The following is a 23,735-nucleotide window of genomic DNA, read 5'->3' on the forward strand; positions in this document are numbered from 1 at the left end:
CGGGATAACGCGACGTGTCCACCCTCGGTGATCTGCTCGCCGAGCACACTGTCCTGCCCGGCAATGCGGTCGACCACCTGCATGCCGTGGTCGGTGAATGGCAGCTGCTTGCCGACCTGTCGTTCGCCGATTACCTCATGTGGGTCCGGCGCGACGACGGTGCGCTGGTGTGCGTGGCCCAGATTCGGCCCAACACCGCGCTGACGGTGCTGTTCGCCGATGCGGTCGGGACCATCAACTCTGCTGCGGACATGCCCGCCGTCACGGCGGCCTTCGAGACCGGGCTCATCGGCCGGGGAGCGGAAAGCTCTGCGGTGCAAGGTGATTCGCGCCTCAATCTGGAGGCCGTCCCGGTCCGGTACGGCAATGATGTGGTAGCGGTGCTCACTCACCAGACCGCGCTCGCCGACCGACGCAAGGTGGCGCCGCTCGAGCGCGCCTACCTGGACTGCGCGCGCGATCTGCTGCGCATGCTGGCCGAGGGGACGTTCCCGAACGTCGGCGACGTGCCGATGTCGCGATCGAGCCCCCGCGTCGGTGACGGCCTGATCCGGCTGGACGTCGACGGGGTCGTGGTCTTCGCCAGCCCCAACGCCATCTCGGCCTATCACCGCATGGGGCTGGCCACCGAGCTGGACGGTCAGAACCTGATCAGCGTCACCCGCCCCCTGATCTCCGACCCCTTCGACGCGCAGGAGCTCGCGAACCACGTCCGGGATCTCCTGGCGGGCGGCTCCAGCATGCGCATGGAGATCGACGCCGGCGGCGCCGCGGTGCTGCTGCGCACCATCCCGTTGTCCGTGGGCGGACAGGCCGTCGGCGCGGCGGTTCTGGTCCGCGACGTCACGGAGATCAAGCGGCGTGACCGCGCGCTGTTGTCCAAGGACGCCACGATCCGTGAGATTCACCACCGGGTGAAGAACAACCTGCAGACGGTGGCCGCGCTGCTGCGGCTGCAGTCCCGCCGCATGAACAACGCCGAGGCGCGCGAGGCGCTGCTGGATTCGGTGCGCCGGGTGTCGTCGATCGCGCTGGTGCACGACGCCCTGTCGCTGTCGGTGGACGAGGAAGTCAACCTCGATGAGGTCATCGACCGCATCCTGCCGATGATGAACGACCTGGCCTCGCTGGGCGCGCCCATCCGGGTGCGGCGGGAGGGTGATCTGGGCGTCCTCGATGCCGACCGCGCGCACGCGCTGATCATGGTCATCACCGAGCTGGTGCAGAACGCCATCGAGCACGCTTTTGATCCGACGACCGAGCAGGGCAGCGTGACCATCAGGTCGGACCGGTCGGCGCGCTGGCTCGACGTCGTGATCCACGATGACGGGCACGGGTTGCCCGACGGCTTCACCCTCGAGAACTCGGACCGGCTGGGGCTGCAGATCGTGCAGACCCAGGTGTCGTCGGTTCTCGACGGCACGCTCAGCATGGATGCGGCGCCGGGAGGCGGCACGGATGTGGTGCTGCGCGTCCCGATCGGTCGCCGCGGCCGAGCCGCGCAGTAGGCACCGCGGCCGAGCCGCGCAGTAGGTACGGCGCAATAACCCAGGCGCGCAAGTTCTTTCGCGTCTACGCCGCGCAGTGTGAGCGTGCACACAGATCGTGGAAATCGCGGTTTCGACGATCTGACGGCACACTCGCGGTCCTGCGCCCGCCATCTACCCGACCCACAAAAATGACCCCGGCGGATTCGCCGGGGTCATTTTCGGATGCCGTGGTGGCTAGACGCCGGTGCGAGCCTTGTTGCGGGCGTTGCGGCGCTTCAGCGCGCGACGCTCGTCTTCGCTCATGCCGCCCCATACGCCCGCGTCCTGGCCGGACTCGAGTGCCCAGCTCAGGCACTCGGTGGTCACCGGGCAGCGGTTGCACACGAGCTTCGCGTCAGCGATCTGAGCGATGGCCGGGCCGCTGTTTCCCACGGGGAAGAACAGTTCCGGATCCTCGTCGCGACAGACCGCCTTGTGGCGCCAATCCATGGTCAACACTCCTCACTGGGCGCGCAGCAAAGCGCGCAATGTTTTTTTCACTTCGGCTGTTAACGGGTGCACACGAAATGTTTCTGCACTGTTGCATCTGATGTTTTCACAGGCTGGACAGATGTCAATAGCGGCGCGTTAACTCGTGGGCAATGTCACTGCGGACCCGCGTTGGCAGGCCCCTGAACCAGTTGTACTACACTTGGCCCACCTGCGCCCTAAATATTGCAAAGTGTTATCAAGATCGCTGGTCACTGTGGTTTTGCTGGGGGCGCGACCACATTGAGGGCCGCCGGAACCGACGTGAACGTCATGCTTTCGCGCAGGCCAACGAAATCTCCGTCGATCTGACACGCGATAGGTGTGTCACTTGTCACGCGCAGCCACGGCAGGTCGTCGTCGCGGATGAGGTGCGGGCCCTCGATCTGTGGTGTACGCGACAGCATCCGTCGCAGCAATCGCAGGTTGGCCCAGATGCCCATGCTCGTGGTTGCGAACACGCCCAGCCCCGTTTCGAACGTCGTCGTCGGGTTGGTCCAGACCGGTCGGCTGTTGGCGTAGGTCCACGGACTCGCGTTCGACACGAACGCGAAGTGCACGCCGGGGACCGGCTCCCGGTTCGGCAGGTGCAGCGTCAGGCGCGGGGGCTTGCGGGCGCTGCCGACGGCCTCGCGGATCGCCACCCGGATGTAGCGCGACGCGGTCACCTTGCGGCCTTTGGCCCGCTGGGCCTCGACGGCCTCGACGACCTCGCCGTCGACGCCCATGCCGGCGGTGAACACCGACCAGCGGTCGCCGCAGTCCATCAGCCCGATGCGCCGCCAGGGCACCCCACGTCGAAACTCGCTGAGCTGGTCGACGAGCTGGTTGGTTGCCTGCAGGGGATCGGGGCTGATACCGAGCGCCCGGGCGAAGACGTTCGCCGAACCGCCGGGCACGACGCCGACAGCGGTGTTGGACGCCCCTGGTACGCCGCCCGCGTGCCCCAGAATGCCGTTGACCACTTCGTTCACCGTGCCGTCGCCGCCGTGCACGATCACCACGTCGATGCCGTCAGCGGCGGCCTGATGGCCGATCTCGATGGCATGGCCGCGGTGGTCGGTGTGTGCGACGGTCAGGTCGACGCGGCTCTCCAGCGCGTGGGCCAGGAGGTCCCGGCCTGCCGGGGTCGTCGAGGTTGCGTTCGGATTCACGATCAGCACGGCACGCACGGGTGACGAGCCTATCCGCGCCGCGACCGTCGGCAACTCGGTCGCCCGGCCGCTAGTCCACGAAGTCGCCGTCGACGTACAGCCAGTGGCCGTCGCCGCCCCGGGTGAAGCGGCTGCGCTCGTGCAGGATGTGCCGGCTGCCGTCGCGCACGTACTGGGCGCGGAACTGCACGACGCCGGCCGGGTCGTCCGCGCCGCCGGCCTCGGTGTCGACGATCTGCAGCCGGCGCCACACCACGGCGTCATCGAGGTCGAGATCGGCCGGGCGGGTGTTCGGATGCCATGTCGCCAACAGGTAGTCGACATCGCCGAGGGCGAACGCTGTGAAGCGGGAACGCATCAGCGCCACCGCGGTGGCAGCGGGACGTTCGCCGCGGTGCAGCGGGCCGCAGCAGGCGTCGTACTCCATCCCGGTATCGCAGCGACACGGTGGATTGTTGGTCGGCACCGGCCAATTCTGCCTGTTCGCTGCCGGTACCGTGGATGGGTGACCGATCGCCGCCTGCTCCTCGTCAACGGGCCCAACTTGAACCTGTTGGGCACTCGCCAGCCCGAAATCTACGGCTCGACCACGCTGGCGCAGATCGAGCAGGCCGTCACCGATCTCGCGGCACAACTGGGCTTCTCCGTGCGTGCGGTACAGAGCAACCACGAAGGTGAACTGGTCGACGCGATCCAGGCGGCGCGCACCGACTGCGTCGGCATCGTGATCAACCCCGCGGCCTACAGCCACACGTCGGTGGCCATCGCCGATGCCCTCACCGCGGCCGAATTGCCGGTTGCCGAAGTGCATTTGAGCAACATCCACAAGCGCGAGGCCTTCCGGCACCACTCTTACGTGTCGGCCGTCGCGGAGACCGTGATCGCCGGCGCGGGGCCCATCGGCTACGAGCTGGCGGTGCGGTACCTGGCAGATCGGTTGTCGCGGTGAGTGATCCGACGATCCACCCACCGGCCGTGCGTCGGGCCGGATTCCTGGTGGCCGCCGAAGGTGCGCTCGGCCTGATCGGGGCCGCGGTGTACGTTGTGCGCGGCCTCGCCGGTGCCGACCAGCACATCGTGAACGGCTACGGCAATGCGATCTGGCTGGCGTGCGTCGGCGGCGCGGTGCTCGCGGGCGGCTGGGCCCTGATCACCGGCCGGCGCTGGGGCCGCGGCATCGGGGTGTTCGCCAACCTGTTGCTGCTCGGAGTCGCCTGGTACGTCTTCCAATCCGGCCAGTTGCAGTACGCCATCGTGGTCGCCTTGGTCGCCATCGTCACGCTGGGCTTGTTGTTCAGCCCGTCCACGGTGGAGTGGATCTCGAAGCGGGAGTGACGGTTTCAGTCGGCGCTCAGGAGTCGTCGGGCGTGGGCCCGGCGGTCCTCGATAACCCGGCCGAATTCCTGTAGCAGCACCGGATTTCGCTGTACCACCGTCTCGATGTGGTCGCGTTCGACGTGCACCACGGTGACTTCGTCGAGGGCATGTGCGTTGCCGATCACCGGTTGGCGCGTCAGTGTGCTCTGACCGAGATAGCTGCCGTCCTCGAGGATCCCGATCAGGGTTTCCACGCCGTCGTCGCTGCTGGCGGTCAACTGAACGCGTCCGGACAGGATGAACGTCATCCGCTCCGGTACCTCGCCGACCCGCTGGATCAATTCGCCGATTCCGTAGCGTTCCAGGTTCGCGGCACCCAGCAATTCGCTTTGTTGGTCGGAGTTCAGCCGTAGTGTCGGCGCGACGACGTCGGCGACGGCCTCGGCGAGCCGTTCGGTTGTCGCGAAATCGTCCTCGGCTTCGTCCAGGTGCAGGCCGGCCCGTCGCGATGCGTACCAGACCCATTGCAGGAAGAGCTTTTTGGTTTCGCCGTCGTCGGCGGGGGAGTGCAGTGGAATGGTGGTCTGATATTCGAGTCCGCCCGCGGGGGTTGCCGACACGGCGCCGTCCGGGCGTCGCATCGGCAGGTCTGCGGCCAGTCGCGTGAGCAGCGCGCACACCTGGTTCGGCGGATCGTCGAGCGAGAAGATGGTGGTCACGGTGAGCGAGTGCGCGTCGGCCGGCCGGCTCAGATTGGTGAACGACGCCCCGGCAAGGACCGAGTTCGGGGTGATCTGGGTTCCGGCGCCGGTCTCCAGATGCACTGCCCGCCAATTGACTTCGACCACGCGGCCGCGTGCGGCAGCCGTGTCCAGCCAGTCGCCGATCTGGAACGGCTGCTCGAACAACATGAGCAGGCCGGAGATGATCTGGCCCACTGAATTCTGCAGTGTCAGGCCGATGACGATCGAGGTGATGCCCAGCGCGGTGAACAGGCCGCGGACGTTCGCTCCCCAGATGTACGAGAAGATCACCGCCAGACCGACCGCGATGAGGACGAACCGGGCGACGTCGACGAAGATCGTCGGCACGCGCTTGCGCCACGTCCCCGCGGGCGCCCCCTGGAACAGGGTGGCGTTGACGCCGGACAGCAGCAGGATCAGCACGACGAACGCGAAAAGTGTTGCGACGGTGCGGACCGAGGTGGCTCCGGCCGGTACCTGCCGGGCCTCGGTCAACAACAGCAGCAGGGCACCGAGGGGCAGCAGGTAGTTGCGTAGTACGGTCACCGGCCGCACCAGGTAGCTCTCCCTGCGTCGCAGCGCGTGCTGCCATTCGGTGAGGACCACCATTCCGATCGGCAATCCGACCGCGATGGCCACGGCCCAGTAGAACCAGGCCGAGGTGAACACGTCGGCGATCATTGCGGCGCCACCAGCCGCCAGATCGGCTCATCCTGCCCGTCCACGGACATGGTGCCGGCAGAAGTGAAGGTCATGGTGGCCTGCAGCGCCTGATAAACGCGGTCCGTGACATCGATTCCGGGTTGTGGTGAGCCGCTCTTGACCTGGTAGGCGACGTTGACCGCGGCACCCCACATGTCGTAGACCACGGAGTACTCGCCGCCGAGACCACTGCTGACGGTGCCGGTGTCGATGCCGGCCCGCAGACCCAGGTGGTTACCGGTTTCATTGTTGAACCGGTCGATGATGCGCTGGCACTCCAAGGCGAAGTCGACGGTCCGCCGGACGTTGTCCAGTCGCGGGGTGTTGAGTCCGCAGCTGCCGAGGTAGCCGTTACGGATCGCGCGAACACGTTCGATACCGAGACTGTCTGCGGCCGCGTCGAATTGGCGCTCGAGCTCGGTGACGACAGCCAGCGACCCCTGCGACGTCAACTGCGCCTGGAGCCGGTCCAGCCCGATGACCTCGGTGAAGATCACCGTGACGTTCTGGTGCTCCTCGGGGACGATCTCCTCACCCTGCTGGTAGCGCTCGACGACTGGTTCGGGCATCAACAGCGCCAACAGCTTGGCGTTCTCCTTGCGCTGCTCGACGAGCAGCTCTTCCTTGACGGTCAGGCTCCGGCTCATCTCGTTGAAAGCCTCTGTCAGTTCACCGATCTCGTCGCGCGTCTCGACGGGCACGTTGATGTTGTAGTCGCCGGCGCTGATGCGTTGCGCACCCGCCTCCAGCCGCCGGATGGGCCGCACGAAGAGTTGGGCGAGGAACATCGCGGCGATGCACACGACGAAAATGATGCCGACGGTCGTCAGCACGATGGTCCGGGTGAATGCGGTCTCCCGCTCGAACGCCTCGGCGGTGTCGATCTTGCCGATGATGGTCCAGTGCAGTTCGGCGTCGGGAATCGTGATGGGGGCGTAGGCCAACAGCACCTCATGGCCGAGATAGTCGGTGGCCAGCCGGGTTCCGGACTCGCCCCGCAAGGCCTGCTTGTTGGTGGTCGGTGGCACCGGTTGCACCAGGGTGGTGCCGCCCAGCTGGATGGCCCGGTCGGCGACGTCGGCCGGCGTGCCGGCCGCGACGACGTCGGTCTTGTAGGTCTGCCGATCCTGCAGGAACATCCGCGAATCCGAGCGCATCAGGTCGTCGGGACCGACCAGGAAGACTTCGCCGGTGTTGCCGAGGCCCGATTCCTTCCAGCGCTGGTCGAACGTCATCAGGCGGTTGATCTTCGAGATCGGGAACTGGAGGGCGAGCACCCCCATCGCGCGTCCCGCGGTCACGATCGGGGTGACCATCCAGGCGGTGGGTTGGTTCTCCGCCGGTTGGTATATCTCGAAATCGGTGATGTCCACGTAGTCGACGGAGTTCGCGGACATCGCTTTCTCGTATGCGCCACGGAGTTTGGAGCCGCTGTAGGGACCGGTCAGGATGTTGGTGCCGAGGTCGACGTCTTTGTACGCGCTGTAGACCATGTTGCCGCGGTTGTCGAGCAGGATCGCGTCCTGGAATTCGAACCGGTTGACGATCTGGCGGAAGAAATCCTGATATCGCGCGTTCGCCGCCGACCAGCTGCTGCCGTCATGGGCGTCGTCGACCTTGACCGCCGTGTCGTCGTCCTTCCGTACGGCGGTGTAATTCGCCTGCAGGTAGCGCTGGGCGTTGTCCCTCGGGAGGAGCTGATCGACATTCAGTTTGGCGCCGCTGGACTGCTCGACCTCTTTGAGAAAGGTGTTGGTGTAGTAGTCCGTGATCGACTGCGACTGCGCCGGACTGATGGGTTTGTCCGCCAGCGCGTCGAATCCGGCGGTGAACTCCGCCAGCGCACCCTGGGTGTGCGCGCCGCGCGCATAGATGATCATCGAGTTCTTCAGATCCGACAGCTGGTCCTTCAGCTCGCGCGACTGCGATTGCCGAAGTTCGGTGAGCCGGTTCAGGACCGAGTCGCGCAGCGAGGCGCGACCGGCCCGGAACCCGATGACACCCACGACGGTCGCCGCGACGATGGTGCACAGCACCAGCATCACCACCAGCTTCGACTGGATACTCACCCTGGACAGCAGTTGGCGACGCTGGAATCGCATTGCCGTCCCTTCTCCGGCCCGGCCTCATCGGTCGGGCCGCGGATCACCACCGATGGTGGCAGCTGAGGCCCACGTGCAGAAGGGAATTCGGGAAGAAATTTGCGTGGAACGTCAACGGTGGCCGAATCAGCCCTCGGCCAGGGCCGTCAACTCCGGTCCGGACACCCGGTAGGTGGTCCACTCGGACTGCGGTTTGCCGCCGACCTCGTCGTACAGGGCGATGGCATTGACGTTCCAGTTCAGCACCGCCCACTGCAGCCGCGTGTAACCGCGCTCGACGCATTCCTGCGCCAGTGTCGACAGCAGCTTGCGGGCCAGGCCGCGGCGCCGGAAGTCGGGGCGCACGAACAGGTCTTCGAGGTAGATGCCGGAGACGCCGTCCCATGTCGAGAAGTTCAGGAACCACAGCGCGAACGCGGCCGGCCGGCCGTCGACCTCGACGAAATGACCCGAAACGGCGGCCTGGCCCGATTCGGCGCCGCCGAACAGCGCGGTCCGAATCTGGGCTTCGGTCACGGTGCACTGGTCGGCGGCCTTCTCGAATGCGGCCAGTTCGTGGATCATCGCGGTGATCTCGACTTCGTCGCCGGGCTGCACCGGGCGGATGGTCACGGTCATACGGCTACTCCCAACGCGGTCAGCATCGTCCTGAATTTTGTTGTGGTCTCGGTGACTTCGTCATCGGGGTCGGATTCGGCGACGATACCGCCGCCGGCGCGGGCGTCGACGGATCTCCGGTCGGCGGCCAGTTGTCCGCACCGGATCGACACCACCCACCGGCCGTCGCCGGCGCCGTCGCACCAGCCGACCGCACCGGCGTAGAACCCGCGGTCGCCTTCGAGTTCGTTGATCAGCTGCGCCGCCGCCTCTGTCGGGACCCCGCCGACGGCCGGCGTCGGATGCAGTGCGATGGCCAAATCGAGTGCGGTGGTGGATGTTTCGCGCAGTCGTCCGACGATCGGGGTGCTCAGATGCCAGACGGCCGTGGTGGCGCTCACCTGGGGCTCGGCGGCGATGTCGAGTTCACTGCACAGGGGTTCGAGTGCCTCACGCATGATGTCGACCACCAGCTGGTGCTCGTGCCGATTCTTGGCCGACGCCGCCAGCGCGGCGCCGTTGGCAGCGTCCGTCTCGGGGTCGGCGGACCGCGGCGCCGAGCCGGCGAACGGCTTGCACGTCACCACGTCGCCGCGACGGGCGACCAGCAGTTCGGGACTCGCGCCGAGCAGCGCGGTGCCGGAGTACGGCGCGCCCGCCGCGCTGAGATCGGTGAAAAACGCTGTGGCGCTGTGGTCGTCGGCGAGACGGCTCAGCACCGCGTACGGGTCCAGCGCGTCGTCGGCGACGAGCTCCAGCGCCCGGGCGAGAACCACCTTGTGCAGGCCGGCCGCCGGATCGCGCAGGGCCCGCACCGCCGCCGCCACCCGGGCCCGGTGTTCGTCGGGCGAGGGCAGGCTGGCCGCGATCCGGACCGCCGGCAGCCGGTCGGCGGTGAACGGCAGCGCGTCGGCGTAGGTGACCGAGTCCGGCGCCATCAGCGCGGCGGGAGAGTCGAGATCAAAAGGCAAGGCGCCCAACAGAATCGGCACCTCACCGGCGGCCAGCGCCCGACGCGCCTCGTCCAGGTCGGGGAACGGTCGGGCCGGGCCGTCTGCCAGCATCACCCCGTCGGGACCCGCCAGCACGAAAACTGGGGTCACTCGGGCAGGCACGGGTTGGGGTGGCCGGTGAGACCGAGCGCGACCAACTGGCGCACGCCGTGCTCGAAGCCGCACACCGAGATCGAGGCCGCCGCCATGGAGATGCGGATGCCGTCGGTCACCGGAAGTTCCATCCACCGCGTCATCACGGCGCGGGAGAAGTGGCCGTGCCCGACGAACACCACGTCGCGCGTCGCCATGTGCTCCAGGGCCAGCGCGACGGCGCGGTCGGCGCGGGCACTGACGTCGGCCAGGCTCTCGCCGCCGGGGCAGCCGTGCGTCCACACCAGCCAGTCGGGGACCTGCTCGCGAATCTGCGGCGTCGTCAGGCCCTCGTAGTCGCCGTAGTCCCACTCGGCCAGCAGTTCGGTGGTCTCGGCGACGTCCAGCCCGGCGAGTTCTGCTGTCACCACGGCCCGCCGCCGCGGGCTGCTGATCACCAAGGGGTCGTCGAGCTTCAGTTCGGCCAGCGCTGATGCGGCGCTGCGGGCCTGCTGCAGGCCTTCCTCGGTCAGTTCGAGGTCGGTGCGTCCGGTGTGCCGGCCGCAGCGCGACCATTCGGTCTGGCCGTGGCGAAGCAATAGCAGCCGGTGTGTCAGCAGTTCGCCTGCCGGGTCGACGCCAATACTCACGCCCGAGATTCTGCCCCACGGTGAGCGGTGCCACATGGCCGCGTGTCAGGATGGGCACCGTGACACGGGTACTTGCGGTCGCCAACCAAAAAGGTGGGGTCGCAAAAACGACGACAGTGGCGTCGCTGGGTGCAGCGCTGACCGAGGAAGGGCAGCGCGTTCTGCTCGTGGACCTCGATCCGCAGGGCTGCCTGACCTTCTCTCTCGGCCAGGATCCCGACAAGCTGCCGGTCTCGGTGCACGAGGTGCTGCTCGGCGACGTGGAACCCGACGTCGCGCTGGTCTCGACCGCCGAGGGCATGACCCTGCTGCCGGCCAACATCGACCTGGCCGGAGCCGAAGCGATGCTGTTGATGCGGGCCGGCCGCGAGTACGCGCTCAAGCGCGCGCTGGCGAAGGTCGCCGACCAGTTTGATGTGGTCATCATCGACTGCCCGCCGTCACTCGGCGTGCTGACGCTCAACGGCCTGACCGCCGCGGGCGACGTCGTCGTACCGCTGCAATGCGAGACGTTGGCCCACCGCGGTGTCGGCCAGTTCCTGCGGACCGTCAACGACGTGCAGCAGATCACCAACCCGGACCTGCGGCTGCTGGGCGCGCTGCCCACGCTGTACGACGCCCGCACCACCCACAGCCGTGACGTCCTGCTCGATGTGGCAGACCGCTACAGCCTCGTGGTGCTCGCCCCGCCGATCCCGCGCACGGTGCGGTTCGCCGAGGCCAGCGCCTCGGGTTCGTCGGTGCTCGCAGGCCGAAAGAACAAGGGCGCCATCGCTTATCGCGAACTGGCGCAGTCGCTGCTGAAGCACTGGAAGAAGAACAAGGCGCTGCCGGTCTTCACTCCTGAGGTGTGACCCCGCGGGTCACTGACCCAACGCCACCAACTGGCTGCCGCGCTGTTCCAGCAGCACGGAACCGGCCAGGGCCGGGATCACCGCGGTGTTGACCGGTTGCCTGGCCAGCGCGATGTGCGTCTGGCCGGCGCCGCTCTGGGCGTCGAACGTGTCGTAGCCGCTGGTCACCGGAACCAGCAGATGGCCGGCCAGCATGGTCGCCGGGCCGATCGGCGCCTGTCCGCCCTGTGCGCTGACGGTGTACTTGTAGCGCAGCCCGTTGGCGTCGAAAACCAGCACCGAGTCGCCGGTGTACCAGGTGACGACGTCACCGACGCGGGTCGTCGCGGTCACCGGTGTCGGCGCATGCGGCAGCAGCGTGCTGGCGATGGTGTTGCCGGTTTCGTCGACGATGTTCACGCACGGCTGCGGCGTCGGCACGTAGATGGCCGCCTTGGTCTCGGACACCGCGATCACCTGGGCGTCGGAGTCCACACTCACACCGGGCAACGCCACCCGCTTGACGTCCGGCTGGTCTTCTTCCTTGGCGGCCTTGAGCAGCGTCAACCGCAGGTCGTTCTGCTTGGGGCAGGCCTCCATGACGGCCACCGACGCCGGGCTAGCCGCGGCGGAGGTCAACCGGCACAGGGGAGAGGCCGGCACACCGGGTTTCACGATGGCGTCGAGGTAGCCGTAGCTGATCATGCGCACCAGGTCCGAGCGCCACTGCTCGAGGCGGCTGTCTCCGTACGACAGGATCGTCGTCCCGTCGGTGGACAGCTTCACTTCGGCGTCGGCCAGGCTGCTGCGGGCGGGTCCGCGTCGACCGGTGCTCGCGTCGACCGCGCTCGCCTGCCCACAGCCGCGGTCGTCGGGGTACACCGCCACCGCGTACTGGTACACGGTGGTGACGCCGCACAGTTCGCGGCCGCGGGAGTAGCTCCAGACGGTGCTGCCGGTGGCCGGGTCCCGGCCCAGCATCTCGTCGCCGTCGCCGGTCACCACGACGCCGCCGACGACCGCCGGCTGGGTGGTCTTGCCGCTGGCCGCGGTCCACAGTTCGCGCAGCGTCGTGGGCACTGTCTTCGCGGCGTGCAACGCCGGGACGGGACGCTCGGCGGGCCGGCTGACGGTGGCCCGCGCGTCGCTGTTCCACCAGATCAGCGCGGCGCCGACCGCGACCACCACAACGATGGCCGCGGCGGCGATCAGATCAGCTTTGGTACGTCGTTCCGGTTTGACCATAGGGCGCCGACGACCTGCGGCTATTCGGCTGCAGGTGCGGCGACGGCCGCGGCCTCTGCGCCGGCCTTGCTCGGACGACGACGCCGGCGGCGACGACCCGAATGGGTCGACTCGGCGGGCGTGTCGCCGGTGGGCGCACCGGCTTCGGCGGGGGTGTCGCCCTCGGCGGCACCGGACGCCTCGACATGACCGGTGGCCGTTTCCCCGGCGCGGGTGCGGCGGCGCGACCGGCTGCGGCTGCGGGCCGGGCGGTCCTTGTCGGCGCTCGACTCGCGCTTGAGCTCGGGGTCAGAGGCCGACTTCTTGGCGGGCTTGGCGCGCGAGGCGCCGATCGAGCCGGTGACATCGGTCGGGATGTCCAGCTCTTCGTACAGGTGCGGCGAGCGCGAGTAGGTCTCGGCCGGGTCCGGGCAGTCCAGGTTCAGGGCCTTGTCGATGAGCGCCCAGCGGGTCAGCTCGTCCCAGTCGACCAGCGTGACGGCGATACCGGTCTTGCCGGCGCGGCCGGTACGGCCGATCCGGTGCACGTAGGACTGCTCGTCCTCGGGGATCTGGTAGTTGATGACGTGCGTGATGTCGTCGATGTCGATGCCGCGGGCGGCGACGTCGGTCGCGACCAGCACGTCGATGTCGCTGTTGCGGAAGGACTTGAGCGCCTTCTCGCGGGCGATCTGGCCCAGGTCACCGTGGACGGCGCCGACCTTGAAGCCGCGCTCGGCGAGCTCGTCGGACACCTTCTGCGCGGTGCGCTTGGTGCGGGTGAAGATCATGGTGGCGCCGCGGCCGTTGGCCTGCAGGATGCGGCTGACCATCTCGACCTTGTCCAGCGCGTGGGCGCGGTAGACGTACTGCTTGGTGGTGTCGTGGGTGGCCGCCGAGTGCGGGGCCTCGGCCCGGATGTGCGTCGGCTGGTTCATGAAGGTGCGCGCCAGCGTGATGATCGGGTCCGGCATGGTCGCCGAGAAGAGCATGGCCTGGCGGGAGTCCGGGGTCAGCCGCAGGATGCGCTCGATGTCGGGCAGGAAGCCCAGGTCCAGCATCTCGTCGGCCTCGTCGAGGACCAGGACGCTCAGGCCACCGAGCTGCAGGTGACCCTGCTGAGCCAGGTCAAGGAGCCGGCCCGGGGTGCCGACGATGACGTCGACGCCCTGCTGCAGGGCCTCGATCTGCGGCTCGTAGGGTCGGCCGCCGTAGATGGCCTCGACGCGGAGTTTGCGTTCCCCGTTCTCGCCGGCCTTGAGGTGTTTGCTGGCCATAGTGAGGTCGCCGTAGACCTGGATGCAGAGCTCGCGGGTGGGGACGACGACGAGCGCGCGGGGGGTGCCGGTCAGCGGCAGCGCGGCGTCAGAGGCGACGCGGTGCAGCAGCGGCACGCCGAACGCCAGGGTCTTGCCCATGCCGGTGCGGGCCTGGCCGATCAGGTCGTCGCCCGCCAGCGCCAGGGGCATGGTCAGTTCCTGGATGGCGAACGGGTGGGCCTTGCCGTCTTCGGCGAGCGCCCGGACGATCTCGTCCCGAACGCCGAGGTCAGCGAATGTTTTTTCTTCGGTTGTCTTTGCAGTCAATGCGGTCATGAGGTGGCGTGGATGCCTTCCAGTGTCATCGGAGTCAGTGCTCGCTGTTTGTCCACGCGCGCACGAGTCTGACGATCAACACTTGGGCCCTCGGGGCGATTCTGCCGATTCAGCCGGATGTTCCGGCGAGCTGGAGAACCGCCTACCGCGTCGGTCGCGGATGGAGGCGGGCCAACACGTGCACGCACATTTCCTTGGTCGTGGCCGGTTGCGCGTTGCCCGCGCCGGACCCTTCTCGGATCCGGAACTTGCTCGGAACTGGCTACAGCCGAGACCATTGTAGCTGGTCGCATCGCCGGTCGGCTGTGACGCGAGTCGCGGTCTACAGTTGGGGCCATGCCTTCGACGTCCCAGGCGCGGCCCGAGCAGACGGCAACTCCGGTGCAGCCGGCGGTGTCCGGCGACCATCCCGGTGTCAACGAGTTGTTCGCCTTGTTGGCCTACGGAGAGGTCGCCGCGTTCTACCGGCTGACCGAGGAGGCGCGCATGGCGCCGAATCTGGCCGGCCGCATCAACCTGGCGCGCATGGCCGCCGCTGAGATGGGGCACTTCGACGTATTGCGCGACGCGCTGCTGCGCCGCGGCGTCGACGTCGTCCCGGCGATGACGAAATACGCTCCGGCACTGGAGAACTACCACCGACTGACCACGCCGAGCACGTGGCTCGAAGCGCTCGTCAAGACGTACGTCGGCGACGCCCTCGCGGCGGATTTCTACCTCGAGATCGCCGGTTCGCTGCCCGCCGAGGCCGCCGACGTGGTGCGCGCGGTGCTGTCGGAAACCGGGCACTCCCAGTTCGTGGTGGCCGAGGTGCGGGCCGCGGTCGGCGCGAGCGACCGGCAGCGGCACCGGCTGGCGTTGTGGTCGCGGCGGCTGCTGGGAGAGGCGATCACCCAGGCGCAGTTCGTGATGGCCGAGCATGACGAGCTCGTCGACCTGGTGCTGTCCAGCGGCGAGGGCCTGACCCAGATGACCGAGTTCTTCGAGCGCCTGCAGGAGACACACAAGAACCGGGTGCGCGAACTCGGCCTCGGCTGAGCTCACACACCCGGTTCTGTCGTGCCGCGGTGATTACTTCGTGCAGGTCGTGATCATCGTGTTGTTGGTCTGCATGGCGACCGCCTGGCCGGAACCGTCGCTGATCGAGCAGTTCAGCTGACCGGTGACGCTGGTTGCGGTCACCGAACTCAGCGTGACGCCCGGGTTCAGCGTGACCGTCTTGGCCCACGGCAGCGCCACGTTCACATCCGTCTGCAGCGCACCCTGCCCGTCGGTGTAGATCACCGTCACGAGGTCCAGGAGCGACTTGTTGCCCGTGATGCGGTACGTGACCGTGTTCGGCAGCGGTGCCGCGGGCACCGCCGCGGGGTCGGCCGGCGGGACGGCCTCGGCGGGTGTGGGCGCCGCCGCGGTCGGGGTGACGGTCGTGACGGTCTCGGGTGCCAGTGACGCGGTGGGCGGCGCCGCCGTCACTCGGGGGCGCGGAGCCGCCGACGGCGCGGCGGAGGCGGTCGGCGTCGCCGACTGGCTGGTGCTGGGCGGGGTGATCGGCGCGGTGACAGGTCCGCTGTCGCCGCCGCCGAGGATCACGACGGTGCAGATGACGGCGACGAGCAGGATGGCACCGGCGACGCCGGCCACCCACACCCAGCGCCGGTCGATGCCTTCGTCGTACTCGTAGATCTCGTCGTCGTAGTCGTCATATGCCGCGTCGGCGTCCGCGTCGGTGTAGCCCGCATCGGACGCGGTGAACCGATCGGTGTCGCCGTAGGTGCTGGTGTACTCGCGCGCCGGTCGGTCGGCCAGATCGGTGGCCGAACCGTACGAGCTGTACGAACCGTACGAGTGGCTGCGGTCGCTGCTGTAGTCGGTGCTGCCGTACCCACTGCCGTACGCGGTGCTGGAGCCGTAGCTGTAACCGCGGTCGTAGCCCTCGTAGCTCGGGGTGTCCCCGTAGCTGCCGGTGGACGCCCCCGACGGTGTTGAATATCGCGAATATGTCCTGCTCATGGCGACTTTCCCCGGTCGAGTATCACTTACCTCGTCGATGCTAATGGTGCAGAAGTTACGGATGAGCTCGGCTCGCTGGCCGCCTGATAACGGTCGGGACTCGGTTCGGTCGACCCCGCCGCGACGACCCGTCGCGACCTCGAAAAGCAGTGCCGTCCGGCGGCGTTTCCGGGCCGGCAACTGTGACGACGTCGTGACCTCGCCGGCGGCGTCCAACGGTCCCGCGCGCTGATTCGCCTACAGGCGAACGTGCCCCCGGGTACCCCGGCCGTCGTCGTCCACTAGCCTCCTGGGGAGAGTTCGATAGCAGCTCGACTGAAGTCTTGAAAACGAATGAAAGGGGTCAGCGTGGAGGTCAAGATCGGTGTCACCGACAGCCCGCGCGAACTGTTCCTCAACAGCGCGCAGACTCCCGAGGAAGTGGAGAAGTTGGTGACCGACGCGCTCGGTCAGGATTCGGGCGTGCTCGCGCTGACCGACGAGAAGGGCCGCCGGTTCCTGGTGCAGACCGCCAAGATCGCCTACGTCGAGATCGGTGCGGCCGACGTCCGCCGGGTCGGCTTCGGCGTCACCGGCAAGGACTGATTTCCGCCCGTACGCAAAAAGCTGCCTCCTTCCACGCGGAAGGGGGCAGTTTTTTGTGCCGGCCGTGTCAGCGGGTGAGTGGAACGTGTGACAGTCCGCCCCACGCGAACTGCACCGTGCCGTCGACGGCCGCGTCCTTCGAGATCGGCCGGTCGTTGTTGATCCAGTAGCGGGCACAGTCGACGCTGATGGCGACCAGGCCGACGGCGATCATCCGGGCCCGATGGGGTTCCAGCCCGGAATCGCTGCTCACCAGGTCGAACACCGCGTCGGTGCACGAATCGGTGGCCACCTTGACCTGTGCCGACACCTGCGGCTCGGTGACGTAGTCGTTCTCGAAGATCAGCCGGTAGCCCTGGCTGTCGTGTTCGATGAAGTCGAAGAAGGCCTCGACGGCCGCCCGCAGGCGCAGCCGGTTGTCGGTGGTGGCGCTGAGCGCTCCGCGCACGCCCTGCAGCAGGTTGTCCACATGCCGCTGCAGCACCGCCAGGTACAGCTCCAGCTTCGACGAAAAGTGTTGGTACAGGACGGGTTTGCTGACGCCGGCGCGCTCGGCGATCTCATCCATGCCGGCGGCGTGATAGCCGCGGTCCACGAAGACGTCGCTTGCCGCGATCAGCAGCTGGCCGCGCCGTTCGTCGCGAGGCAGCCGGTTGCCCCGTCGATTCGTGGTCGGGCCGCCCTGCGCACCGTCGGTTCCGGCTTGCGTGCCTTTGGCGTCTGAGGTGTTGGCAACCTCGCTCATCACGTCCTCAATCTGGCATTGTCCGGCACACATGTCCGTGACCAACTGTTCAGGGACCGGTCCGGACCCTGCTGTTCATGGCCGCCCGACTTGTTGTTCAGGTTGACCGACCCGGCAGTTTATCGCCACGACACTACTACCGTTAGTTCGCGGCATTCGCGTGCTACCAGCGGTTCGGCGATTGTGTCCGGTCCCACTTGAACACCCGGTGGCGTGCCATTACCGGCGTACGCGCAGCTCTATGCCATCCTGGTTCGGTGACCTACGACCCGGGCCGAGGCACCGGTCGCGTCCCTGTGGTGCGCAATGAGTGGCGTGAGCCCTTGCGTGCGCAGCGGGATCCGGTGGCCGAGGACTCCGGACGGCTGCGGTCCAACCGGGACGACCGGCAGCAGTGGCGCAAGCAGTCCTGGCTGGGTCGCTTCGTATCCACCTACGGGTGGCGCGCGTACGCCCTGCCTGCCCTTGCCGTCGTCACCGGAATCGTGGTCTACCAGAGCATCTCCGGTCCGACACCGGTCACACCCGCGCACCCGCACGTACCGATGGTCGGCCAACCCACCATCAACTCGGCCAGCACCGCGATCGTCGGCGCACCGCCCAAGGGCCTGACCCAGTTCGACGTCAACCTGCCCACCGGCATCCTCCCCGACGGCGGGCCGTTCACCGAGGCCGGCGCCAAGGCCTGGCACATCGTGCCGGGCACCACCGGCAAGATCGGTCAGGGCACCACCAAGGCGGTGACCTACACCGTCGAGGTGGAGGACGGCGTCGACACCACCAGCTTCGGCGGCGACGAAGCGTTTGCCCGGATGGTCGCCGAAACCCTCGCCAACCCGAAGAGCTGGACGCACGACGGGAAGTTCGCCTTCACGCGGCTCGACGCGTCGTCGCCGGAGCAGCCTGATTTCCGGGTGTCGCTGACCTCGCCGATGACGGTGCGCGAGGGCTGCGGCTACGACATCCAGCTGGAGTCGTCGTGCTTCAACCCGGCGTACTTCCCGGCCGACGGCGGCAAGGCCCAGTCCCGCGTGTTCATCAACGAGGCGCGCTGGGTGCGCGGCGCCGTGCCGTTCCAGGGTGACATCGGCTCGTACCGCCAGTACCTGATCAACCACGAGGTCGGGCACGCCCTCGGCTTCCGGATGCACGAGCCCTGCGGCGACAACGGCGGCCTGGCGCCGATCATGATGCAGCAGACCTTCTCTACCAACAACAACGACGACGCCAAGTTCGACCCGGAGTCGGTCAAGCCCGACGGCAAGACCTGCCACGTCAACTCCTGGCCGTACCCGATCCCCTGACCGCCTTTGGCGCGAGCGGCCGTGTCTGTTCGGCAACACGCCGCATTTCGCGTACACGTAGCGCACCCTCGCGGTCCGCGAGCGGCCCCGAAATGTCATGCGGAGTCGCTGATTACTGTTGAGGGCATGGCATCCCCGTCCGCACGCGAGGAGGAAGACAGCTCCTTGCCGCCGCTGGTGCAGCCGGCGGCCGAACTCACCCGCGACGAGGTGGCGCGGTACAGCCGCCACCTGATCATCCCCGACTTCGGCGTCGACGGGCAGAAGCGGCTCAAGAACGCGCGGGTGCTCGTCATCGGCGCCGGGGGACTGGGGTCCCCGACCCTGCTGTACCTCGCGGCGGCCGGCGTCGGCACCATCGGCATCGTCGAGTTCGACGTCGTCGATGAATCCAACCTGCAGCGCCAGATCATCCACGGCCAGTCCGACGTCGGCCGGTCCAAGGCCCTCAGCGCCCGCGATTCGATCCTGGAGATCAATCCACTGGTCACCGTCAATCTGCACGAGTTCCGGCTCGACACCGACAATGCGGTGCCGCTTTTCGAGCAGTACGACCTGATCCTGGACGGCACTGACAACTTCGCGACCCGCTACCTCGTCAACGACGCCGCGGTGCTCGCGCACAAGCCGTACGTGTGGGGCTCGATCTACCGGTTCTCCGGCCAGGTGTCGGTGTTCTGGGAGGACGCCCCCGACGGGCGCGGACTGAACTACCGCGACCTCTACCCGGAACCGCCGGCCCCGGGCACGGTGCCGTCGTGCGCCGAGGGCGGCGTGCTGGGAATTCTCTGCGCCTCGGTCGCCTCGGTGATGGGCACCGAGGCCATCAAGCTCATCACCGGCATCGGCACACCGCTGCTGGGCCGCCTGATGATCTACGACGCCCTCGACATGACCTACCGCACCATCGCGATTCGCAAGGACCCGGCGACGCCGAAGATCACCGAACTCATCGACTACGACGCGTTCTGCGGCGTGGTCTCCGATGCGGCGGCCGAGGCGGCAGCCGATTCGACGGTGACGCCGCTGGAGCTGCGGGACATGATCGACGCCGGCAAGCCCGTCGCGCTCATCGACGTGCGCGAACCCGCGGAGTGGGCCATCAACCACATCGAGGGCGCCGAACTGATCCCCAAGTCGACGCTCGACTCCGGGGCCGGGCTGGCCCGTGTGCCGCAGGACCGAATCGCGGTGCTGTACTGCAAGACCGGCATCCGCTCGGCCGAGGCCCTGCTCGCGCTCAAACAGGCCGGATTCGCCGACGCGCTGCACCTGCAGGGCGGCATCGTGGCCTGGGCGCGGCAACTCGAGCCCGACATGGTCATGTACTGACGTCAGGTCTGGCCGGGCACACCTTAGTCTGATCGGGTGACCGTCGACCGTCCTCCCGAACATGTGCTCACGGCGTTCGGCCTGACCGGTCTCCGGCCGGTGCCGCTCGGCTCGAGCTGGGAGGGCGGCTGGCGCTGCGGCGAGGTGGTGCTGTCCATGGTCGCCGACAACGCGCGGGCCTCCTGGTCGGCCAAGGTGCGCGAGACGCTGTTCGTGGACGGTGTCCGGCTGGCCCGTCCGGTGCGCGCCACCGATGGCCGCTACGTCGTGGCCGGCTGGCGCGCCGACACGTTCGTCACCGGGACCCCGGAACCGCGGCACGACGAGATCGTCTCGGCGGCGGTGCGTCTGCACGAGGCGACGGCCAAGCTCGAGCGTCCGCGCTTCCTGACGCAGCCGCCCGCGGTGCCGTGGAGCGACGTCGACGTTTTCATCGCCGCCGACCGTGCCGCCTGGGAAGACCGGCCACTGCAGTCGTTGCCGCCCGGTTCGCGGGTGGCGCCCGCCACCACCGACGGCCGCCGTTCGGTCGAACTGATCAATCAGCTTGCGTCCCTGCGCAAGCCGACCCGCAACCCGAGCCAGCTGGTGCACGGCGACCTCTACGGCACCGTGCTGTTCGCTGGTACCGCCGCGCCGGGCATCACCGACATCACGCCGTACTGGCGCCCGGCGTCGTGGGCCGCGGGTGTGGTCGTCGTCGACGCGCTGTCGTGGGGCGAGGCCGACGACGGTCTCATCGAACGTTGGGCGTCGCTGCCGGAATGGCCGCAGATGTTGTTGCGCGCCTTGATCTTCCGGCTCGCGGTGCATGCGCTGCACCCGCGGTCGACGGCGGCGGCCTTCCCGGGTTTGGCGCGCACCGCAGCCCTGGTCCGCCTGGTGCTGTAGCCGGCGCGCCGGCTTTCGAATGGCAGCATGCGCCGTTCGGTGGGAAAGTTACCTCGCATGACGGCTGTCGAACCCACCACCGACGGAACCTACAAAGACCGGATCGCTGCGGTCGAGCCCGGTGGCAACGAGTTCATCGCGGAGGCGGACCGGCACGGCAAGCCGAGTCAGCTGTTCTGGACGTGGACGTCGCCCAACATGGAATTCGCGACGGTGTTCGTCGGCATGCTGGCCGTCCTGGCGTTCGGTATGAGCTTCTGGCAGGCGGTCGTCGGAATCATCATCGGTACCGGGCTGGGTGCGATCGCGCACTATTTCCTGTCCGCGCGCGGACCGCTGCACGGCGTGCCGCAGATGGTGCTGGGCCGAATGGCGTTCGGGTTCAAGGGTAATGCTCTGCCCGCGACATTGATGTCGATCACCGCGGGGGTCGGTTGGTTCGCCACCAACAGTGTCAGCGGTGCGTTCGCGTTGTCCACCCTGTTCGGCTTCGGACCGCTGGTCGGCCTGATCATCATCGTGGTGGTGCAGACCGCGTTCGCGTTCTTCGGCCACAACCTGGTGCAGGCGTTCGAGCGGTGGTCGTTCCCGGCGCTCGCCATCGTTTTCGGCGCGGCAGCGGTGGGAATTTTCGCGCACGCGGATCTGGGTGCGCCGGCGCCGTCGGGTGGGGTCGGCGGGCTCGGGGGCTTCCTGCTCACCGTCGGCACCGCGTTCGGGTACGCGGCCGGCTGGACACCGTACGCCGCGGACTACACCCGCTATCTGCCCTCGGCAGTGTCCCCATTCGCGACGGGCTTCTTCGCCTCCACCGGGTTGTTCGTCTCGTGTGTGGTCCTGGAGATCGTCGGGGCGGCGTCGACGACGTTCGGCGCGGCGAGCCTGGGCAACCCGACGGCGTCGTTCACCGCCGAGCTGGCGCCGTGGCTGGCCAAGGCGACGCTGTTGGCCATCGCGGTCGGTGCGATCGCCGCCAATGCCCTCAATATCTATTCCGGGGCAATGGCTTTCGTGACCACCGGGATCACGTTGCCGCCACACATCGCGCGGGCGCTGGTGACCGTCTTCTTCGGCGTGGCGGGTTTCCTGATCGCGTGGTGGGCGTTGCCCGATGCCGCGCACAGCTATGAAGCGTTTCTACTGGTGATCGCCTACTGGATCGGACCCTGGCTGGGTGTGGTCTTCGCCGATCAGTACCTCCGCCGCGGGCAGCAGATCGCCGGATATCTGTACGACCGCTCGTATTCGAACTGGCCGGGGCTGCTGTCCTTCGCACTGGGACTGAGCCTCTCGGTGCTGTTGTTCTCCAACCAGGAGAAGTTCGTCGGCTTTGTCGCCCGGGTGGTGCCGAAGCTCGGTGACATCACCTTCTTCGTCGGCTTCGTCATCGCCGGTGCCGCGTACCTGGTGCTGTGTCGAAAGAAGATCGCCGCGGAATGTGCCGCCGCATGACCCCCGAGGAGATGCTCGACGTCGCGGTCGCCGAAGCACGAAATGGGTTGGCCGAAGGCGGTATTCCGATCGGTGCGGCGCTGTTCCGGGCCGATGGTGAACTCCTGGGTGCGGGCCACAACCGCCGGGTGCAGGACGGTGACCCCTCGGTGCACGCCGAGACCGACGCGTTCCGTGCGGCCGGGCGTCAGCGCGGCTACGGCTCGACCGTCATGGTGACGACGCTCTCGCCGTGCTGGTATTGCAGCGGCCTGGTGCGGCAGTTCGGCATCGGCGCGGTGGTGATAGGGGAGGCCCGCACGTTCCACGGTGGTCACGATTGGCTGGCCGAACATGGTGTGGCGGTTACGGTTCTGGACGACGAGCGGTGCGTGGCGATGATGGCGGAGTTCATCAGCGCCCGTCCCGAATTGTGGGCGGAGGACATCGGCGAATGAGTGCCATTGCGACGGTGGACCTCTCCCGCTGGTATGCCGGTGGATCCGAGGCCGACGCGTTGGCCGCCGAAGTCGATGAGGGTCTGCAGCGGGCCGGTTTCATCGTGGTCACCGGTCACGGGGTGGACCAGGGTCTGGCGGCTGCGGTCCGGGCGGCCAGTCGGGAGTTCTTCGCGTTGTCCGCCGAGGTGAAGCGGCGGTATGCGGTGCCGGTCGGCGGTCACGGGTGGATCGGCCCGGGCGCCGAGGCCAACGGTTACGCCGAGGGCACCGAGACGCCACCCGATCTCAAGGAGAGTTTCAGTCTGGGCGCGGAAACCGCGACGGGGGATCCGGAGGTGGATCGAATCTGGTTCGCCCCCAACGTCTGGCCCGCCGAGGTGCCCGCGTTGCAGACGCTGGTGGATGACTACACCGCCCAGATGCGCCGGCTGTCCGACGATCTGCTGGCCCTGTTCGCGCACGCGCTGGGGTTGCCGGCGAATCCTTTTGCCGCGCTGGCGGATCGGCCGACCTGGACGATGAACATCAACCACTACCCACCGGTGAGCGTGGTGGGTGAACCCGAGCCCGGTCAGTTCCGCATCGGGCCGCACACCGATTTCGGCACCGTCACCGTGCTCGACCGCGAGCCGGGCGCCGGCGGGCTGCAGGTGTATTCCGACGCCGAGGGCTGGCAGGACGCGCCGTGGGAACCCGGCGCGCTGACGGTGAACATCGGTGACCTGCTGGAGTATTGGAGCGGACGACGCTGGCCGTCCGGCCGGCATCGCGTGCTGCCGCCGCAACCGCACGCACCCGAAGAAGACCTGGTGTCGCTGATCTACTTCTACGAGGCCAACCACGATGCGCTGATCACCCCGTTGCCGCCGCCCATCGGCGCGGTGTCCGGGCTGGCGCCGGTGGTCTCCGCGGAGTTCATCAAGGAACGGTTGGACGCCATCACCGTGGGTTGAGCA

Annotated in this window: 24 protein-coding genes; 12 read left to right on the plus strand and 12 right to left on the minus strand. The window is 67.9% G+C overall.

Translation table 11 applies throughout. From position 1 onward, the window contains the following. Positions 1-14: 14 nt before the first annotated feature. Positions 15-1,508, plus strand: coding sequence for a two-component system sensor histidine kinase PdtaS (locus G6N46_RS27190; protein ID WP_060999092.1), 1,494 nt, complete (start codon positions 15-17; stop codon positions 1,506-1,508). 216 nt (positions 1,509-1,724) lie between these two features. Here the strand turns inward: G6N46_RS27190 and whiB1 are convergent, their stop codons facing one another. From whiB1 to G6N46_RS27205, 3 genes are all read right to left on the minus strand, one after another. After that, complete coding sequence (gene whiB1, locus G6N46_RS27195) at positions 1,725-1,979, minus strand: transcriptional regulator WhiB1 (protein ID WP_133426888.1); 255 nt, start codon at positions 1,977-1,979, stop codon at positions 1,725-1,727. A gap of 251 nt (positions 1,980-2,230) precedes the next feature. Continuing rightward, positions 2,231-3,190 (minus strand): diacylglycerol/lipid kinase family protein, encoded by a 960-nt coding sequence (locus tag G6N46_RS27200; protein ID WP_138250047.1) that lies wholly within the window; start codon positions 3,188-3,190, stop codon positions 2,231-2,233. A gap of 52 nt (positions 3,191-3,242) precedes the next feature. Further along, entirely contained in the window at positions 3,243-3,599 is a 357-nt protein-coding gene (locus tag G6N46_RS27205; protein WP_138250130.1) for a YchJ family protein, read from the minus strand. Between the two features lie 78 nt (positions 3,600-3,677). Here G6N46_RS27205 and aroQ point away from each other — a divergent pair, with 78 nt between their 5' ends. Both aroQ and G6N46_RS27215 read left to right on the plus strand, forming a co-directional pair. Continuing rightward, positions 3,678-4,121, plus strand: coding sequence for a type II 3-dehydroquinate dehydratase (gene aroQ / locus G6N46_RS27210; RefSeq protein WP_043392452.1), 444 nt, complete (start codon positions 3,678-3,680; stop codon positions 4,119-4,121). Then, the gene (locus G6N46_RS27215) at positions 4,118-4,507 is read left to right on the plus strand and encodes a hypothetical protein (RefSeq protein ID WP_138250046.1); all 390 of its coding nucleotides are present in this window, start codon (positions 4,118-4,120) and stop codon (positions 4,505-4,507) included. Before aroQ ends, G6N46_RS27215 begins: the two co-directional genes overlap by 4 nt. A gap of 5 nt (positions 4,508-4,512) precedes the next feature. On the opposite strand, the gene G6N46_RS27220 is transcribed toward G6N46_RS27215, so the two are convergent. The 5 genes from G6N46_RS27220 to G6N46_RS27240 form a co-directional block, all read right to left on the minus strand. Beyond that, the gene (locus G6N46_RS27220) at positions 4,513-5,910 is read right to left on the minus strand and encodes a mechanosensitive ion channel family protein (protein ID WP_406783846.1); all 1,398 of its coding nucleotides are present in this window, start codon (positions 5,908-5,910) and stop codon (positions 4,513-4,515) included. Further along, complete coding sequence (locus G6N46_RS27225; protein ID WP_138250044.1) at positions 5,910-8,036, minus strand: adenylate/guanylate cyclase domain-containing protein; 2,127 nt, start codon at positions 8,034-8,036, stop codon at positions 5,910-5,912. The genes G6N46_RS27220 and G6N46_RS27225 overlap by 1 nt, the downstream gene beginning before the upstream one ends. Positions 8,037-8,162: 126 nt before the next feature. Then, the gene (locus tag G6N46_RS27230) at positions 8,163-8,654 is read right to left on the minus strand and encodes a GNAT family N-acetyltransferase (RefSeq protein WP_138250043.1); all 492 of its coding nucleotides are present in this window, start codon (positions 8,652-8,654) and stop codon (positions 8,163-8,165) included. Next, positions 8,651-9,697 (minus strand): isochorismate synthase, encoded by a 1,047-nt coding sequence (locus G6N46_RS27235; RefSeq protein WP_138250129.1) that lies wholly within the window; start codon positions 9,695-9,697, stop codon positions 8,651-8,653. The genes G6N46_RS27230 and G6N46_RS27235 overlap by 4 nt, the downstream gene beginning before the upstream one ends. Before the next feature lie 35 nt (positions 9,698-9,732). Continuing rightward, entirely contained in the window at positions 9,733-10,368 is a 636-nt protein-coding gene (locus G6N46_RS27240; protein ID WP_174814096.1) for an acid phosphatase, read from the minus strand. A 50-nt stretch (positions 10,369-10,418) separates the two neighbouring features. Between G6N46_RS27240 and G6N46_RS27245 the strand changes: the two genes are divergently transcribed. Continuing rightward, positions 10,419-11,222, plus strand: coding sequence for a ParA family protein (locus G6N46_RS27245; RefSeq protein WP_064860829.1), 804 nt, complete (start codon positions 10,419-10,421; stop codon positions 11,220-11,222). Positions 11,223-11,231: 9 nt separating this feature from the next. Here G6N46_RS27245 and G6N46_RS27250 read toward each other — a convergent pair whose 3' ends face one another. Then, positions 11,232-12,446, minus strand: a complete 1,215-nt coding sequence (locus G6N46_RS27250; RefSeq protein ID WP_138250042.1) for an Rv3212 family protein — start codon at positions 12,444-12,446, stop codon at positions 11,232-11,234. A gap of 20 nt (positions 12,447-12,466) precedes the next feature. Continuing rightward, positions 12,467-14,020 (minus strand): DEAD/DEAH box helicase, encoded by a 1,554-nt coding sequence (locus G6N46_RS27255; protein ID WP_138250041.1) that lies wholly within the window; start codon positions 14,018-14,020, stop codon positions 12,467-12,469. A 336-nt stretch (positions 14,021-14,356) separates the two neighbouring features. Here G6N46_RS27255 and G6N46_RS27260 point away from each other — a divergent pair, with 336 nt between their 5' ends. Then, the gene (locus G6N46_RS27260; protein ID WP_133426878.1) at positions 14,357-15,058 is read left to right on the plus strand and encodes a ferritin-like fold-containing protein; all 702 of its coding nucleotides are present in this window, start codon (positions 14,357-14,359) and stop codon (positions 15,056-15,058) included. 33 nt (positions 15,059-15,091) lie between these two features. Here G6N46_RS27260 and G6N46_RS27265 read toward each other — a convergent pair whose 3' ends face one another. Then, positions 15,092-16,030 (minus strand): hypothetical protein, encoded by a 939-nt coding sequence (locus G6N46_RS27265; protein WP_138250040.1) that lies wholly within the window; start codon positions 16,028-16,030, stop codon positions 15,092-15,094. Positions 16,031-16,378: 348 nt separating this feature from the next. Between G6N46_RS27265 and G6N46_RS27270 the strand changes: the two genes are divergently transcribed. Beyond that, positions 16,379-16,615 (plus strand): DUF3107 domain-containing protein, encoded by a 237-nt coding sequence (locus tag G6N46_RS27270; RefSeq protein WP_135355331.1) that lies wholly within the window; start codon positions 16,379-16,381, stop codon positions 16,613-16,615. Between the two features lie 67 nt (positions 16,616-16,682). On the opposite strand, the gene G6N46_RS27275 is transcribed toward G6N46_RS27270, so the two are convergent. Next, a complete protein-coding gene (locus G6N46_RS27275) occupies positions 16,683-17,360 on the minus strand; it encodes an HTH-type transcriptional activator FasR (protein WP_064860825.1) in 678 nt (225 codons plus the stop codon). 257 nt (positions 17,361-17,617) lie between these two features. Between G6N46_RS27275 and G6N46_RS27280 the strand changes: the two genes are divergently transcribed. From G6N46_RS27280 to G6N46_RS27305, 6 genes are all read left to right on the plus strand, one after another. Continuing rightward, positions 17,618-18,664, plus strand: a complete 1,047-nt coding sequence (locus G6N46_RS27280; RefSeq protein WP_138250039.1) for a DUF3152 domain-containing protein — start codon at positions 17,618-17,620, stop codon at positions 18,662-18,664. Between the two features lie 126 nt (positions 18,665-18,790). Continuing rightward, positions 18,791-19,996, plus strand: a complete 1,206-nt coding sequence (moeZ, locus tag G6N46_RS27285; protein WP_138250038.1) for an adenylyltransferase/sulfurtransferase MoeZ — start codon at positions 18,791-18,793, stop codon at positions 19,994-19,996. Positions 19,997-20,032: 36 nt separating this feature from the next. Further along, positions 20,033-20,887 (plus strand): TIGR02569 family protein, encoded by an 855-nt coding sequence (locus tag G6N46_RS27290; protein WP_138250037.1) that lies wholly within the window; start codon positions 20,033-20,035, stop codon positions 20,885-20,887. Between the two features lie 57 nt (positions 20,888-20,944). After that, positions 20,945-22,339: a purine-cytosine permease family protein gene (locus tag G6N46_RS27295; protein ID WP_138250036.1), complete on the plus strand. Its 1,395-nt coding sequence runs from the start codon at positions 20,945-20,947 to the stop codon at positions 22,337-22,339. Next, entirely contained in the window at positions 22,336-22,776 is a 441-nt protein-coding gene (locus G6N46_RS27300) for a nucleoside deaminase (RefSeq protein ID WP_138250035.1), read from the plus strand. Before G6N46_RS27295 ends, G6N46_RS27300 begins: the two co-directional genes overlap by 4 nt. After that, complete coding sequence (locus tag G6N46_RS27305; RefSeq protein ID WP_138250034.1) at positions 22,773-23,732, plus strand: isopenicillin N synthase family dioxygenase; 960 nt, start codon at positions 22,773-22,775, stop codon at positions 23,730-23,732. Before G6N46_RS27300 ends, G6N46_RS27305 begins: the two co-directional genes overlap by 4 nt. Positions 23,733-23,735 lie beyond the last annotated feature (3 nt).

The organism is Mycolicibacterium phocaicum, assembly GCF_010731115.1.
In the GTDB taxonomy this organism is placed as follows: domain Bacteria; phylum Actinomycetota; class Actinomycetes; order Mycobacteriales; family Mycobacteriaceae; genus Mycobacterium; species Mycobacterium phocaicum.

Coding starts and splice junctions, on each gene's coding strand:
- whiB1 (WP_133426888.1), bottom strand. CDS start 1,979: ATGGATTGGCGCCACAAGGCGGTCTGTCGCGACGAGGATCCGGAACTG.
- G6N46_RS27205 (WP_138250130.1), bottom strand. CDS start 3,599: ATGGAGTACGACGCCTGCTGCGGCCCGCTGCACCGCGGCGAACGTCCC.
- G6N46_RS27225 (WP_138250044.1), bottom strand. CDS start 8,036: ATGCGATTCCAGCGTCGCCAACTGCTGTCCAGGGTGAGTATCCAGTCG.
- G6N46_RS27230 (WP_138250043.1), bottom strand. CDS start 8,654: ATGACCGTGACCATCCGCCCGGTGCAGCCCGGCGACGAAGTCGAGATC.
- G6N46_RS27235 (WP_138250129.1), bottom strand. CDS start 9,697: ATGCTGGCAGACGGCCCGGCCCGACCGTTCCCCGACCTGGACGAGGCG.
- G6N46_RS27245 (WP_064860829.1), top strand. CDS start 10,419: ATGGGCACCGTGACACGGGTACTTGCGGTCGCCAACCAAAAAGGTGGG.
- G6N46_RS27250 (WP_138250042.1), bottom strand. CDS start 12,446: ATGGTCAAACCGGAACGACGTACCAAAGCTGATCTGATCGCCGCCGCG.
- G6N46_RS27255 (WP_138250041.1), bottom strand. CDS start 14,020: ATGACCGCATTGACTGCAAAGACAACCGAAGAAAAAACATTCGCTGAC.
- G6N46_RS27260 (WP_133426878.1), top strand. CDS start 14,357: ATGCCTTCGACGTCCCAGGCGCGGCCCGAGCAGACGGCAACTCCGGTG.
- G6N46_RS27265 (WP_138250040.1), bottom strand. CDS start 16,030: ATGAGCAGGACATATTCGCGATATTCAACACCGTCGGGGGCGTCCACC.
- G6N46_RS27275 (WP_064860825.1), bottom strand. CDS start 17,360: ATGAGCGAGGTTGCCAACACCTCAGACGCCAAAGGCACGCAAGCCGGA.
- moeZ (WP_138250038.1), top strand. CDS start 18,791: ATGGCATCCCCGTCCGCACGCGAGGAGGAAGACAGCTCCTTGCCGCCG.
- G6N46_RS27295 (WP_138250036.1), top strand. CDS start 20,945: ATGACGGCTGTCGAACCCACCACCGACGGAACCTACAAAGACCGGATC.
- G6N46_RS27300 (WP_138250035.1), top strand. CDS start 22,336: ATGACCCCCGAGGAGATGCTCGACGTCGCGGTCGCCGAAGCACGAAAT.
- G6N46_RS27305 (WP_138250034.1), top strand. CDS start 22,773: ATGAGTGCCATTGCGACGGTGGACCTCTCCCGCTGGTATGCCGGTGGA.